The sequence below is a fragment of the Pseudomonas sp. Xaverov 259 genome (genome assembly GCF_019352915.1).
Classification (GTDB): domain Bacteria; phylum Pseudomonadota; class Gammaproteobacteria; order Pseudomonadales; family Pseudomonadaceae; genus Aquipseudomonas.
Map to the genome: position 1 here is coordinate 149,070 of NZ_JAAAFV010000033.1, position 14,001 is coordinate 163,070.

Here is a 14,001-nt window from a genome sequence, read left to right on the forward strand (position 1 = left end):
CGGTACTCCATTGTTCAAGGGCGTATGGCTTTATAGTCGCTGGCTGTTTGTCCAATCACTTTTGCGGGTATTCCCACAACGATTGAATTATCAGGCACGTCTTTCAATACGACCGCCGAAGCGCCAATTTGACAGTTATTTCCGATGACGATGTCGCCAATGATCTTTGCCCCGGCCCCTATGTAGCAGTTGTCACCGATGACGGGGCAGCGATTGATCTCGCTGGTGACATAACCCTCAGCGGCGCCGATGGTGATGCCTTGGCCCAGCACACAACCGTCGCCAACCTTGGCATTCGCGTGCAGTACGACGCCGATCGCGCCATAGGCGAATATCGTGCCTCTTCCGATCGTTGCGGTGATCGGAATGTAAGAGTTGAACAGTAAGAAAATCACATTTCGAACAAGGCCTGGTAATAACGGCACGCGATGCCGGTGTAGCCAGTTTCCAACTCGATAAAGTTTTACTGCGTTCACGGTTAAAACCTCAGCGTGCGAAGATCGGCGGGTCGAAGCTGGAGTGCTCCCACTGCAATGATCATGAGCGAGCACATATACAGCACGGCCCAGACCAGGCTGATGTGTGTCAAAAAGATAGTCAGGGGTGAAAGTAAGGCGACCCAAAAAACGACCGGCAAGCGAATGCCTGGACGGCAGCTTATATGTAGGAACAACAAGTAGGCCGAGAACCCGATAGCGTAGAACAACTGCGCCTGGTTCAAGTCTTTGACGAACAGAACCATGCTCGTTATGGCCAGTGGGGCAATGACAAGGTTTGCCACGATGACTTTACGGTGCAGGCCGGAGGCGACCAAATAGCGCTCTGTCACCACTGCCCAATACAGCACTGGCAGGCAGGGCAGCATCACCAGATAGTTCGAGTACTGAGGGAGCAGCCAGACCGCCGCGTACCCCGATAAACCTATCAGCGCGAAGTAAAAAATGGCGATCGACGTGATGATTCTATATTGCGCTTGACGTTGCCCGCCCGAGACGAAGGCGACAAAGACTGCCCTGACGTTGATGGGGAACAGGCTGGTCGCGGATTGAATAATCGAGACGATTACCCTGAACAATCCCAGGTCGCGGACCGGCAGGCTCTTGGAAAGAATGAAGGGCAAGATGTTGGTGAACAGATTGAACACCAGGGTGATGGATATCATTCTGGGTAATAACAACAGCACACCTTGGCAGGTCTGCAACAGCTGTTTGCCGACAGGCAGTTTTGCACCTTTGAAAAACAGCACCGCTACGGCAAATGCGCACGGAATCAAGTTGGTCAGAATCAGAATGTCGACGATAGTCAGCGGGACTATCTGTTGGTAGCTGATAAACAGGAGCGTGAAAAATACGCCAAGAAATAGCACCAGGTACGCCACAATCCAGCGTTGCAGGCGCAGCCCGAACAGCGATAACAGGCATGCCGAGCTCAAGAGCATCACCCCAAGCAGGAGTGGGTTGCCGATGTGGTCAATCAGGTTCACAGCGCTGAACAGTACAAAAATCAGTACGGCCATAAATAATGAAGTCACCAGAATGTACTCGGCCTCCACGGTGGCAATCAGCTGCTCATTGACGATATCCAAGAGTTTTTGAAATAAAAATACCAGCACGTTGGCCTTGATGAATGCGCCGTACGCTTCCAAACCGTAAAGTCCGGGAATCACAAAGTTAACAACCAGGCCACTTATCAGTGTCAGCACCTGGATCAATAGGTTGACCATGCCAGAACCTCTTGAACCTCATCATGACAAATGCAATTGCATGATCATTTAACAAACGTGCCCAACGCGGTGCTCGGAAACCGACGCAATACTAACGGCTTGCGTCGATTTCCAGGCGGGATTCATCAAGCTTTTTTCAAGCCCACACACCGCGTGTGTCGATGACTTTGAGCGAGGACAGGCGTGTGCCCGGGATTTTCTTGAATACGCTGTGATCGACCAGCAGGACAATTACGTGCGCAGATGACAGCGCCTGATCGATTCCGCTCAACGTTGCAATACCTTCAAGGCGAGCCGGCAGGTGCACGATGTTCGGTTCAATCGCCAGAACAGTACCGGGATGGGACTGGGCAATGTGGGCGGTGATCTCTACGGATGGACTCTCACGCAAGTCGTCGATGTCCGGCTTGAAGGCCAGCCCGAGGCATGCAACCGTAACGTCCTTGGCCGTTTTCGACGGGTGTTCCTGCAGGAATTGACCAATGGCTAGTTGGACCTGCTCCAATACCCACTTTGGCTTGCTGTCATTGACTTCCCTTGCGGTGCGGATCAGGCGCGCCCGGGCGGGTGTTTTGCTGACAATGAACCAGGGGTCGACAGCGATGCAGTGGCCGCCCACACCTGGACCGGGTTGCAGGATATTAACGCGAGGGTGGTGATTCGCAAGGCGGATCAGCTCCCATACATTGATGTTGAGTTCGTCGCAGATCATCGACAGTTCATTGGCAAAGGCGATATTCACGTCGCGAAAGCTGTTTTCTGTGAGTTTGCACATTTCGGCAGTGCGGGCGTCGGTGATGATGCATTCACCCTCAACGAATGTTTTATATAGAGAGCGCGCAGCCTCTGAACATTTGCTGGTAAGCCCGCCGATGATGCGATCGTTTTCAATCAGCTCCCGCAGTACATGACCCGGCAGCACGCGCTCCGGGCAATGCGCAATGCGGATGTCCGACTCTGTGCCATGGGTTTGCGGAAATGTCAGGTCCGGACGGGCTTCGGCCAGCCATGCAGATATTTGCTCGGTAGCGCCGACTGGAGAGGTTGATTCCAGCACGACCAAGTCACCCTTTTTAAGGACGGGGGCAATGGCTCGGCTGGCTGATTCGATGTAGGAAAGATCAGGTTCGTGATCGCCCTTGAAAGGTGTCGGAACGGCAATCAGGAAGGCGTCGGCCGGCTCCGCGGTTACAGTCGCTCGCAAATAGCCTTCGGTGACGGCGGCGCGTACGACGATGTCCAGATCCGGTTCGATAATATGGATTTCGCCGCGGTTGATGGTTGCCACAGTGTTCGGGTTAACGTCGACGCCAATGACTTTTTTCTTACGTGCAGCGAAAACGGCTGCCGTTGGAAGCCCTATATAGCCGAGGCCGACTACAGAAACAGTTTCAAAGCTCATGAATTAGCCTTTTTAATTCGTGAAAGTGCATCGAGAATTCGTGCGGATGCTTTTCCGTCACCATAGGGGTTGTGAGCGAAGCTCATCTGGCCATAGGCTTCAACATCAGTCAGCAGGACTCTCAAGTTAGAGGTAATAGCCTCAATTTCGGTGCCGACAAGTTTTACTGTGCCCGCGTCGACCGCCTCTGGACGCTCAGTGGTGTCACGCATCACCAGTACAGGTTTGCCTAAAGAGGGGGCTTCTTCCTGAATGCCACCTGAATCACTCAAAATTAAATAAGACCGATCCATCAAATACACAAAGGGCAGATAATCCAGGGGTTCGATCAAATGGATATTCTGGATGTCGCTGAGCAGGCGATTGACGGGCTCGCGTACATTCGGATTCAGGTGTACGGGGTACACAATCTCGACATCGGGGAACTCCCTGGCGGTATTGATCAAGGCCTGGCAGATATTCTCAAAGCCGCCGCCGAAACTCTCGCGGCGATGACCCGTGACCAGGATCACTCGCTGGCAATCACCCAGGAATGAGAACTGCTGGTGAAATTGCTGTTGCAGGGCCGGGCGGGTCTTGATTCGCCCCACCACATCCAGCAATGCGTCAATGACAGTGTTGCCGGTCACATGCACGCTTTGGCTGGCGACCCCCTCTCTCAGCAAGTTCTGCCTGGACGTTTCAGTCGGCGCGAAGTGCAATGCCGCGAGAGCGCCAGTCAGCTTGCGGTTTGCCTCTTCGGGCCACGGTGAATAGAGATTTCCGGTGCGCAGGCCGGCTTCGACGTGAGCAACCGGAATTTGGTGATAGTAGGCAGCCAGAGTGGCGGCGAACGTCGTTGCTGTGTCGCCATGGACCAGGACAATATCCGGTTTGAACGTTGCGAATACAGTCTTCATTCCCTGCAAGATTGCGCTGGTGACATCTGTCAGATCCTGCCCGGACTTCATGATGTTCAAATCGAAATCAGGCTTGATTTCAAAGAGACTGAGCACTTGGTCGAGCATTTCTCGGTGCTGTCCTGTCACGCAGACCTTGGCATTGAAGCGCTCATCTGCTGCAAGGCTCAGCGCCAATGGAGCCATTTTGATTGCTTCAGGTCGTGTGCCGAATACACACAGGGTTCTTAAAGTCATCGCAACACCGCTACTTAAAGTAAAAATCAATGCACGCTTACGTCATAATCCGCGGATTAGGGTGCCCGTCAGTTGTGATACGTTTTTGCACACGCTATGCCGTGGCCCAGGGCCGCGGGACAGCACGATCAGATAGTGGAAACATGACATCTGATAGTTGCGCATACGTTATTTTTTGGAATTCCACTCGCAGGCAGTTGCATGCCCGTGTGTTGAGGTTCGTGCGAATTCCAAGCCAGTTGCCTGGGTCTAGTGACGATTCTTTGGCAGTCTCCTTTCGTCCCGTTTGGCAATGCGTATCTACACCAGCAATGATCACTCAGCAAGTAGTGCGCATACTCTAAAGTATCCCGGCCATTCGGCTCCAGGGCACAAATTGGCTAGCATTGGAGCTGTTTAGTTTCGTTAAAATATGATGATGGGCTAGCATCTTTATCATTAAAGTCAACCGTCGAGCGCAGGTGATCCAGTTATTTTTTTGTTGTGGTGGATGCTTGCAGAATTTTCCTACAGCGCTTTCCGCTGTAGCGGCGCAGATCAACGCGTTGCGGAGTATAGCCTCTTTAGGCGCATTTTTTCCAAGATTGGAATGGAACAGCTGTTCGACTTGGCTCTCCAAAGGCATTTGCGAGGCGTTCTAGATGGCGGGACTTAGAACCCAGCTATACCGTTAATGAACATCGACAGTGATATCAGCCTCTCTCGTATTGTTTTAAAGGTGACCATTTTTGTTACATTTTGCTATACGGGACTGTTGCTATGCTAGCTAATGATGTGACTGCCATTCAACGTCTCGGGCCAAGCCTAGCAGCTTGTCAGGTGTTCGCCATGTTTTGTTCGTGAGCGCTCGAACCCCGCGGTTTTGTAGGGGGCAACGCTCACCCATCCTGGTTTTTTTGGGGGCTGACAAAGGATTTCAAAGGATTTCTGACACAACAAGGGTATCATCCCATCCAAGGTGCTTACTGTAGGTGTCGAGTAACACCGTGGTGTTTTCTGTACAGAATAGGGGTTATTAACCCAAGGAAAGATCGTCAAAGGAGTGCGATTTTTCTGAAAGGAGATTTTGATGCAATTGCCGCGCCTGTACAATTTTGTTCGGTGCCGGTTATTCATTGTGGATCGCTATTTTCGTCTATTCGCGGGCAGGGTTTTGATTCTAGGAGCGTGAAAAAGTGTTGGAGAGGGGCATGGATAAGATGAGAGTTTTTTTATTAAATCTCCCGCGCCGCCACAAGCGCATTCTTCAGGTGCTTGTCGATATTTTATTGGTGTGGATTTCATTATGGATGGCCTTCGCCGTACGACTTGGGATTGCCGAGATGGAGCAGCCGATCCAGCGATACTTATGGCTGTTCGTGAGCGCTCCGGTTATCGCTATTCCGCTGTTTGTTCGCTTTGGCATGTACCGCGCCGTCATGCGTTACTTTGGTAACGATGCACTTATTACTATCATCAAAGCGGTGAGCCTTTCTTCACTTATTCTGGGTTTGGCTGTCTATCTTTACAGCAACCATCAATACGTTGTCCCACGCTCGGTTATTTTCAATTATTGGTGGTTGTGCCTGGTTACGGTAGGCGGGCTGAGACTAGCGATGCGCCAGTACTTCATGGGGGATTGGTTCTCTGCAGCGCAGCATGTTCCCTTTACCAATCGTGATGATGGGTTGACGAAAGTTGCCATTTACGGCGCCGGCTCGGCGGGTAATCAGTTGGTCGCGGCGTTGCGCATGGGGCGTGTCATGCGGCCGGTGGCCTTTATCGACGACGACGGGAGTATCGCAGGTCGTGTTATATCTGGGCTGCAGGTGTTCAAGCCAAAGCATATTCAGCAGATGATCGACACAACGGGCGCTCAGCAGATATTGCTTGCAGTGCCTTCCGCGGGCCGCGGGCGCAGGCGTGAGATTCTCTCTAACCTTGAGCGTTTTCCGCTGCATGTGCGCAGCGTTCCTGATTTTATGGACCTGGCCAGTGGGCGCGTCAAGGTCGACGATATTCAAGAAGTCGATATTGCCGACTTGCTGGGGCGTGATGCAGTACCAGCCCAGGAAGACCTGCTTGCACGTTGTATCGTTGGCCAGTCTGTCTTGGTCACTGGAGCAGGGGGTTCGATTGGGTCGGAGCTATGCCGGCAGATTTTGGCGCAGAAACCCAAGACCTTACTCTTGTTCGAACACAGCGAATTTAACCTCTACAGTATTCTGTCCGAACTTGAGCACCGCGTTGCGCATGAGTCAATGCCCGTTAAGTTATTGCCTATCCTGGGTTCGGTACGCGACGAGAATAAATTACTCGACGTTATGAAGAGCTGGCACGTCGACACGGTTTATCATGCGGCTGCGTATAAGCATGTGCCGATTGTCGAACACAATATCGCCGAAGGTGTGTTGAATAACATCATTGGTACTTTGAATACCGCCCAGGCAGCCTTGAAAGCCGGTGTGGTGAACTTTGTGCTGATTTCCACCGACAAGGCTGTTCGACCCACTAATGTGATGGGGAGTACCAAGCGCCTTGCAGAATTAGCCCTGCAAGCTCTGAGCGTTGAAAAAGCTCCGGTGATGTTTGGCGACAAGTCTGGGGTGGCACGCGTAAACAAAACGCGCTTCACGATGGTGAGGTTCGGCAATGTACTGGGTTCTTCCGGCTCAGTGATTCCGCTGTTTCACCGGCAGATCAAGGCAGGCGGTCCATTGACCGTCACACACCCAAAAATTACGCGTTACTTCATGACCATCCCCGAAGCTGCCCAACTGGTGATCCAGGCCGGTTCCATGGGGCAGGGGGGGGACGTGTTCGTTCTGGACATGGGTGAACCCGTGAAAATTGTAGAGCTTGCGGAAAAGATGATTCATTTGTCCGGGCTGAGTGTGCGCACGGATAAAAATCCTCACGGGGATATCGCGATCGAGTTTACCGGATTGCGGCCAGGCGAAAAGCTTTACGAGGAGTTGCTGATCGGCAACAACGTCGTAGCTACCCAGCACCCGATGATTATGAGCGCCAACGAGGATCACCTGGCGTGGGACGTACTCAAGAGCAAACTGAGCGAATTGCTTGGCGCGGTGAGTGAGGACGACTACACCCGTGTGCGTCAGATCCTGCGCGAAACAGTCAGTGGCTATTCTCCCGACGGCGAAATCGTCGATTGGATCTACCAGCAGCGCCGTTTGGAGCCGTGAGTTAACACCCTGTTACTCACCCGTTTTTGACTCTCTGCCCACATCGCCTAAGTTAGGAAAGCAGCTTTTGGAAAGCTGCTTTTCTTCTACCGATGTCATGGAGCGTCAGCAATGCAAAACACCTACATCTCTTCCCTGATCTTTGCCTTTCTCACCAGCATTTCCGTAGCGACTACCGCAGCCCCCTCCGCAAAACCCGAAGCCCCAGCGCCGATTACGGCCCAGATGGCCAACGCCGAACAATCCACCAAGGTCAATCTCAACACCGCCGACGCGGAGGCACTGCGCCGTGATCTGTTCGGAATTGGCGCCGCCAAGGCCAAGGCGATCATCGCCTATCGCGACAGCAATGGCCCTTTCACCGCGGTAGACGAATTGCTGGAGGTCAAAGGTATCGGCAAGGCGTTGCTGGAGAAAAACCGCGACAGGCTGGCAATCAACTAAGGGTATAAACCCTGTGCAGAAGGCCGGTCATTGACCGGCCTTTTGATTATCCGCGACCTGTTCTTTCAAACTCCCGCGTACCACTTCCAGGATGCGGGCTGCCAGTTCCGGGCTTTCGACGCTTCTGGCCAACACCAATGCGCCCACCAACGTTGACATCAGTACCAGGCTCTCGTGATCACCCTTTGGGTGCGCCAATGCTGAATCGATCTGAGTCAGCCTGGCTTCAAGTACCGCATCCGTTACCGGACTATGCTGCCCTCGCAGGCCCAACTCCGACGACATCGTGGGCAGCGGGCAGCCTTCACCCGGTGAGGTCTGGTGCCATGGCGACAGGTAGCTGTCGATGAACGCATCCAGCGGCCGTTCCTGGCCGAACAACATTGCGCAGTGTGCATCCAGTTCTGCGGCGGCGGCCAGAAGGGCCTTGTCCACCAGTTCATCCTTGGAGTTGAAATGCGCATAGAACCCGCCGTGTGTCAGGTTCAACGCTTTCATCAAGGGCTGCAGGCCGGTAGCACCAATGCCGTCGCGGCGAAATCGGACGGAGGCTTCCTTGATGATGCGTTGGTGAGTCTGGGCTTTGTGGTCTGTTGAATAACGCATAGGACGGCCTCGAGAACGAGTGCGCATTTTAGCGGAGTTGCGCCCGTTTACCCATAGAGACAGGATTCAGCGGCTTGGCATGAAAAGTGATTACATCTGCTGCATGAATTGTTCAACAATCGAGGCGCAATGATGACGCTCAACTTGTCTCTCGCCGATCAGATTGCCCTTGAACTGCGCGCCGACATCATGGGTGGGCAGCTGTTACCGGGGATGGCGCTGGTCGAAGTGGACCTGGTCAAGCGCTATAACGTCTCGCGCAATACCATTCGCGAAGCGCTGCACCGTTTGGGGCAGGAAGGGCTCACCCGCTATGTGCGCAACAAAGGCGTGATGGTCCGGCGTGTGGCGCGCGACGAAGTGCGTGATCTGTTTGTGGTCCGCCGTACCCTTGAGCTGCAGGCCATCGCCCAGAGCGGCACGCTGACGGGCGACCACGACGTACGCATGCAAAATGCCATCGAAGCCACCACGCTGGCGCGCGAGCGTGAAGATTGGCGCGCCGTTGCCACTCACAGCCTGGTGTTCCACCAGCAGATTGTCGGGTTGATGCGCAGCCCATTATTCGACGAGTTCTTCGCCCAGGTGATCGCTCAATTGCGCCTGGTGTTTTGCGCGGCGCCCGATGAGCAACGTTTTCAGTCGCCCTGGCTGGAGCGTGATCGTGAGATCTACACCTTGCTGGTAAACGGCAATAAATCAGCTGCGCAGGAGGCGATGAGCCTTTACCTGCACGACTCTGAACGCCTGTCCCTGGCGCTGTTTGATTACCCTTGATGGAGATTGCACCCATGTATAAAGACTACCCGGCCGCCTATCAGGTCAGCAAAGGCTCGGCGCTGCAAGTGGACACGGCCTTCTACGCGCGTATTCGCGACCAGGCGGATAAACGCACATTGATCGAGCAGTTCGAAGTGCCGATTCGCACGGGCAGGGCTTGGAAGGTGCCGGCCGGGCATGTGTTTCGCGTGACGACGCCGGTCGGCCCACAGGTCGGCGATTTCAACGTGTGGAACGCCAATGACCCGCGCGAACGCCTATGGGCGGCACGCACGCGGCAGTTGCAGGGCGCCCATGTCAGCACTCACGACCGCTTGTGGTCGAACCTGCCGTTCCTGCGGCCTTTGGTGACCATCACCGATGACAGCCTGGCGAGCTATGGCATCGATGAACACGGTGGGCGCCTGCACGATCTGCTCGGCACCCGTTGTGATCCGTATGTGAACCGCATGCTCACCGGCGAAGACTTCCATCACCACTGCCATTCCAATTTGACCCGCGCCGTGCTGCCCCATGGCCTGACCGAGTTTGACGTGCACGACGTGTTGAATATTTTCCAGTGCACCGGCCTTAATCACGACGATATGTACTTCATGAAAGCTTGCCCGGCGCAGAAGGGCGATTACCTGGAGTTTTTTGCCGAGATTGATTTGCTGTGTGCATTGTCGACCTGCCCGGGCGGGGACCTGTCGCTGCCGATGTGGGGGCCGGACGCACAAGACCCATTGACCGTGTGCCGGCCGCTGGGCGTAGAGATCTATCGCTTGGAGGATGAGTTGCTCAACGGCTGGAGCCAGCCAGAGCGTGCTGCCTACAAGGGGCAGCACGGCTTGCATATTGCCAAGGCAGACTGGGAATAACCCGCTTCAGCGGTCTTGCGCGTCCTTGGCATCCGCCTGGGCGTTGCGCTCGGCCACGCGTTTGCGTTGGTCGTCGGTGAGTTCCACCTTGTTGGCGCTGTCACGCAGCATCAGCAGCCCACCGACGATCGACCCGATCGCTACCACTAAAATCAACCACGCATACCACGGCATAAGGCTCTCCTTGAGGCGGACTAACGTGGGAGGATGTTCCCACGCTAATAACGGCTTTGAGTAACAGGCTTTCTGAGTAGTTCATTGTAGGCCTGTTCCGCCTCGTTAACCTTAGAGCCCGGTCAACATCGCGTCAGCGGGTGCATCGGCACGGTCTTGGGCGGTCAGCTGGAAGTAGATGAACCCCGCCAGCATAAAACCGAGGAATATCAGGCCGATCAGCGCATTGAACCAGGCCATGGCCACCAGGCACACCAGCGCCAATACCAGCGCAACAGCCGGCACGATCGGGTAGCCCGGCGCACGGAAGGTGCGCTCCAGCAGCGGTTCGGTCTTACGCAGCTTGAACAGGCTGAGCATGCTCATGATGTACATCACAATGGCACCGAACACCGCCATGGTGATCATCGCTGCGGTCAGCGTCATGCCACCCAGGTTGATCAGGCCATCACTGTAGATCGCGGCGATGCCGACCACACCGCCGGCAATGATTGCCCGATGTGGTGTTTGAAAACGCGAGAGTTTGGCCAGGAACGGCGGCAAGTAACCGGCGCGGGCCAGGGCAAAGAACTGGCGCGAATAGCCGAGGATGATGCCGTGAAAGCTCGCCACCAGGCCAAACAGGCCGATCCACACCAGCATGTGCAGCCAGCCGGAACCGGTGCCCACCACGCTTTTCATCGCTTGCGGCAACGGATCGTTGATGTTCGACAGGGTGCGCCAGTCGCCCACGCCACCGGCGAAGAACATCACGCCCATGGCCAGGATCACCAAGGTCAGGATGCCGCTGATGTAGGCTTTTGGAATGGTGCGCTTGGGGTCTTTCGCCTCTTCAGCCGCCATGGCCGCGCCTTCGATGGCGAGAAAGAACCAGATGGCGAAAGGGATCGCGGCGAACATCCCGGCAATGGCCGGCGCGCCAAAGGTGTCGGAGCCGGCCCAGCCGTTCAGGGCGAAATTGCTGAAACTGAACGCCGGCGCAACCACGCCCATAAACACCAGCAATTCAGCAACGGCGAGCACGCACACCACCAGTTCAAAGGTGGCGGCAAGCTTCACCCCCAGAATATTCAGGCCCATGAACACGATGTAGGCACCCACGGCCGCGTGTTTCGGGTCGAGTGCCGGGAACTGCACGTTCAGGTAAGCGCCAATGGCCAAGGCAATCGCGGGCGGTGCGAAGACAAATTCGATCAATGTCGCCAGGCCGGCGATCAAGCCGCCTTTTTCGCCAAAGGCGCGACGGCTGTAGGCAAACGGCCCGCCTGCGTGGGGGATCGCAGTCGTCAGCTCGGTGAAACTGAATATAAAGCAGGTGTACATGGCGGCGACCATCAACGAGGTCACCAGAAAACCCAGCGTACCGGCCACGCCCCAGCCATAGCTCCAGCCGAAGTATTCGCCGGAAATCACCAGCCCGACGGCAATGCCCCACAAATGCAGGGTGCCCAAGGTGGGTTTGAGTTGTGTGTTCATCGTGTCGCGCTCCCTGAACTGGTTGGAATGGTTGTGGGTGTTGCAGCGGCCATGCCATCGCCGGAACTCATGTCGTAAAGGCGCTGAACTGTCGCCACGGGGACGGTTTGACGTTTGAATTTTTTCGGGATCGCACCAGATGGGGGCAGTGGTGACCTTGTTGACGCCATCGCGGGCAAGCCCGGCTCCCACAGGTGACCGAGGTGGCTTGGTGGGCAGCGATCAAAGGTGGGAGCCGGGCTTGCCCGCGATGAGGCCCGCCAAGACGCTGAAAATCCCCCTGTAAACCCCGCATAAACCCACTCTTTACGCCGTCTTTACGCCCCGCCCATACCCTCGCTCTCGTTCCTTTACGCCACTCCTGCCGACAATTGCCTCACACGCGGCAATCGCCGCAAAACGGAGAGACTTCCATGAGCGTTCTGGACGGGGTGTCACTGCTATTGGCCGTGGCACTGTTCATTTATCTGCTGGTTGCGCTGTTACGCGCGGATCGGAACTAGGAGCAGGCTATGCACAGTTATGACTATTGGCTGATCATCGCCTTCTTTGCCGTGGTGCTGGTGCCGGCACCGTTCCTGGGGCGGTTCTACTACAAGGTGATGGAAGGCCAGCGCACCTGGCTCTCGCCGGTGCTCGGCCCGGTCGAGCGCGCGTGTTATCGCCTGTCCGGCGTGGACGAGCACCAGGAACAGAGCTGGCAGAAGTACGCGCTGGCGCTGCTGGCGTTCAACCTGGCCGGTTTTGTGTTGCTGTTTGCTGTGCTGTTGTTCCAGGAATATCTGCCACTCAACCCGCAGAAATTGCCGGGTCAGGAGTGGACGCTGGCCTTCAACACCGCGGTCAGTTTCATGACCAACACCAACTGGCAGAACTACAGCGGTGAAGCCTCCCTGAGCTACCTCAGCCAGATGATCGGCCTCACCGTGCAGAACTTCGTCAGCGCCGCCACCGGCCTGGCTGTGCTGGTCGCGCTGTGCCGTGGTATCGGGCGCAAGTCCACCAAGACCCTGGGCAACTTCTGGGTCGACATGACCCGCGCCACCCTCTACGGCCTGCTGCCGATGTGCCTGGTGTTCGCGTTGTTCCTGGTGTGGCAGGGCGTGCCGCAAACCTTCGCGCATTATGCGAATGCCGTGACGATGCAGGGCGTGGACCAAGTGATCCCACTCGGCCCGGCCGCCAGCCAGATTGCGATCAAACAACTGGGCACCAATGGCGGCGGCTTCTTTGGCGTCAACTCGGCGCACCCGTTTGAAGACCCGACAGCCTGGGCCAACCTGTTCGAGCTGTCGGCAATCATCCTGATCCCGGTGGCGCTGGTGTTCACCTTCGGCCACTACGTGAAGGACCTGCGTCAGAGCCGCGCAATTCTCGGCTGCATGCTGGCGCTGTTCCTGATCGGCGGCGCGACGTCGATGTGGGCCGAATACCAGCCCAACCCGACGCTGAATAACCCGGCGGTTGAACAAACCGCACCGCTGGAAGGCAAAGAAGCGCGCTTCGGTACCACCGGCACGGTGCTGTGGTCGGTGGCCACCACAGCGGCGTCCAACGGTTCGGTCAATGGCATGCAAGACAGCCTCAACCCGCTGACCGGGATGGTGTCGCTGGTCAACATGATGGTCGGCGAAGTGATCTTCGGCGGCGTCGGCGCCGGTATGTACGGCATGTTGCTCAACGTGTTGATCGCGGTGTTCCTCGCCGGCCTGATGATCGGCCGCACCCCGGAATACCTGGGCAAGAAGCTACAGGCCAAGGAAGTGCAATTGCTGGTGGTGACTCTCTTGGTGATGCCGGTTGGCGTGCTGGTGCTCGGCGCCATTGCCGCCAGCCTGCCTGGCCCGGCCGGCGCCATCAGTAACCCTGGCCCGCACGGTTTCAGCCAGTTGCTGTACGCCTACACCTCGGCCAGTGCCAACAACGGTTCGGCGTTCGGCGGCTTCAGCGCCAACACCACCTTTCACAACCTGATGATGAGCCTGTCGATGTTGCTCGGCCGCTTTGGTTACATCCTGCCGGTACTGGCCCTGGCCGGCAGCCTGGCGATGAAGAAAACCGCACCGATTGGCCAGAACAGCTTCCCCACCCATGGCCCGCTGTTCGTGACCCTGTTGACCGTGACCATTTTGCTGGTGGGCGGCCTGACTTTCCTGCCAACGCTGGCGCTGGGCCCCATTGCTGAACACTTGAGCATGGCTGCTCCTAAATAAAG

At 56.0% G+C, this 14,001-nt stretch carries 13 protein-coding genes; 6 read left to right on the forward strand and 7 right to left on the reverse strand.

What is annotated here, in order from left to right; genetic code table 11:
• Positions 1–14 precede the first annotated feature (14 nt).
• The 4 genes from K0H48_RS14795 to wecB form a co-directional block, all read right to left on the reverse strand.
• Positions 15–476 (reverse strand): serine O-acetyltransferase, encoded by a 462-nt coding sequence (locus tag K0H48_RS14795; protein WP_056857221.1) that lies wholly within the window; start codon positions 474–476, stop codon positions 15–17.
• Between the two features lie 2 nt (positions 477–478).
• Positions 479–1,723: a hypothetical protein gene (locus K0H48_RS14800; RefSeq protein ID WP_219268048.1), complete on the reverse strand. Its 1,245-nt coding sequence runs from the start codon at positions 1,721–1,723 to the stop codon at positions 479–481.
• Positions 1,724–1,859: 136 nt separating this feature from the next.
• On the reverse strand, positions 1,860–3,125 hold the full coding sequence (gene wecC, locus K0H48_RS14805; protein WP_219268049.1) for a UDP-N-acetyl-D-mannosamine dehydrogenase: 1,266 nt from the start codon (positions 3,123–3,125) through the stop codon (positions 1,860–1,862).
• Positions 3,122–4,261, reverse strand: a complete 1,140-nt coding sequence (gene wecB / locus K0H48_RS14810) for a non-hydrolyzing UDP-N-acetylglucosamine 2-epimerase (RefSeq protein ID WP_219268050.1) — start codon at positions 4,259–4,261, stop codon at positions 3,122–3,124. The genes wecC and wecB overlap by 4 nt, the downstream gene beginning before the upstream one ends.
• 1,190 nt (positions 4,262–5,451) lie before the next feature.
• Between wecB and K0H48_RS14815 the strand changes: the two genes are divergently transcribed.
• On the forward strand, positions 5,452–7,446 hold the full coding sequence (locus K0H48_RS14815; RefSeq protein WP_219268051.1) for a nucleoside-diphosphate sugar epimerase/dehydratase: 1,995 nt from the start codon (positions 5,452–5,454) through the stop codon (positions 7,444–7,446).
• Between the two features lie 111 nt (positions 7,447–7,557).
• Positions 7,558–7,890 (forward strand): helix-hairpin-helix domain-containing protein, encoded by a 333-nt coding sequence (locus K0H48_RS14820; protein ID WP_219268052.1) that lies wholly within the window; start codon positions 7,558–7,560, stop codon positions 7,888–7,890.
• A gap of 27 nt (positions 7,891–7,917) precedes the next feature.
• On the opposite strand, the gene K0H48_RS14825 is transcribed toward K0H48_RS14820, so the two are convergent.
• Positions 7,918–8,496, reverse strand: coding sequence for a TetR/AcrR family transcriptional regulator (locus K0H48_RS14825; RefSeq protein ID WP_219268053.1), 579 nt, complete (start codon positions 8,494–8,496; stop codon positions 7,918–7,920).
• Positions 8,497–8,628: 132 nt separating this feature from the next.
• On the opposite strand from K0H48_RS14825, the gene K0H48_RS14830 reads away from it, so the two are divergent.
• Positions 8,629–9,273, forward strand: coding sequence for a GntR family transcriptional regulator (locus K0H48_RS14830; protein ID WP_219268204.1), 645 nt, complete (start codon positions 8,629–8,631; stop codon positions 9,271–9,273).
• Between the two features lie 14 nt (positions 9,274–9,287).
• Positions 9,288–10,136: a DUF1989 domain-containing protein gene (locus K0H48_RS14835; RefSeq protein ID WP_138816126.1), complete on the forward strand. Its 849-nt coding sequence runs from the start codon at positions 9,288–9,290 to the stop codon at positions 10,134–10,136.
• A gap of 6 nt (positions 10,137–10,142) precedes the next feature.
• Here K0H48_RS14835 and K0H48_RS14840 read toward each other — a convergent pair whose 3' ends face one another.
• Both K0H48_RS14840 and eat read right to left on the reverse strand, forming a co-directional pair.
• Positions 10,143–10,310 carry a DUF2897 family protein gene (locus tag K0H48_RS14840; RefSeq protein ID WP_065911946.1) on the reverse strand — a complete coding sequence of 56 codons (168 nt, stop codon included), beginning with the start codon at positions 10,308–10,310 and terminating at the stop codon, positions 10,143–10,145.
• A gap of 111 nt (positions 10,311–10,421) precedes the next feature.
• Complete coding sequence (gene eat, locus K0H48_RS14845) at positions 10,422–11,786, reverse strand: ethanolamine permease (RefSeq protein WP_138816125.1); 1,365 nt, start codon at positions 11,784–11,786, stop codon at positions 10,422–10,424.
• Between the two features lie 413 nt (positions 11,787–12,199).
• On the opposite strand from eat, the gene kdpF reads away from it, so the two are divergent.
• Positions 12,200–12,289, forward strand: a complete 90-nt coding sequence (kdpF, locus tag K0H48_RS14850) for a K(+)-transporting ATPase subunit F (protein WP_003218754.1) — start codon at positions 12,200–12,202, stop codon at positions 12,287–12,289.
• 9 nt (positions 12,290–12,298) lie between these two features.
• Entirely contained in the window at positions 12,299–13,999 is a 1,701-nt protein-coding gene (gene kdpA, locus K0H48_RS14855) for a potassium-transporting ATPase subunit KdpA (RefSeq protein ID WP_219268054.1), read from the forward strand.
• The last annotated feature ends 2 nt before the right edge of the window (positions 14,000–14,001 follow it).

Coding starts and splice junctions, on each gene's coding strand:
- K0H48_RS14800 (WP_219268048.1), bottom strand. CDS start 1,723: ATGGTCAACCTATTGATCCAGGTGCTGACACTGATAAGTGGCCTGGTT.
- wecC (WP_219268049.1), bottom strand. CDS start 3,125: ATGAGCTTTGAAACTGTTTCTGTAGTCGGCCTCGGCTATATAGGGCTT.
- wecB (WP_219268050.1), bottom strand. CDS start 4,261: ATGACTTTAAGAACCCTGTGTGTATTCGGCACACGACCTGAAGCAATC.
- K0H48_RS14815 (WP_219268051.1), top strand. CDS start 5,452: ATGGATAAGATGAGAGTTTTTTTATTAAATCTCCCGCGCCGCCACAAG.
- K0H48_RS14820 (WP_219268052.1), top strand. CDS start 7,558: ATGCAAAACACCTACATCTCTTCCCTGATCTTTGCCTTTCTCACCAGC.
- K0H48_RS14825 (WP_219268053.1), bottom strand. CDS start 8,496: ATGCGTTATTCAACAGACCACAAAGCCCAGACTCACCAACGCATCATC.
- K0H48_RS14830 (WP_219268204.1), top strand. CDS start 8,629: ATGACGCTCAACTTGTCTCTCGCCGATCAGATTGCCCTTGAACTGCGC.
- K0H48_RS14835 (WP_138816126.1), top strand. CDS start 9,288: ATGTATAAAGACTACCCGGCCGCCTATCAGGTCAGCAAAGGCTCGGCG.
- K0H48_RS14840 (WP_065911946.1), bottom strand. CDS start 10,310: ATGCCGTGGTATGCGTGGTTGATTTTAGTGGTAGCGATCGGGTCGATC.
- eat (WP_138816125.1), bottom strand. CDS start 11,786: ATGAACACACAACTCAAACCCACCTTGGGCACCCTGCATTTGTGGGGC.
- kdpF (WP_003218754.1), top strand. CDS start 12,200: ATGAGCGTTCTGGACGGGGTGTCACTGCTATTGGCCGTGGCACTGTTC.
- kdpA (WP_219268054.1), top strand. CDS start 12,299: ATGCACAGTTATGACTATTGGCTGATCATCGCCTTCTTTGCCGTGGTG.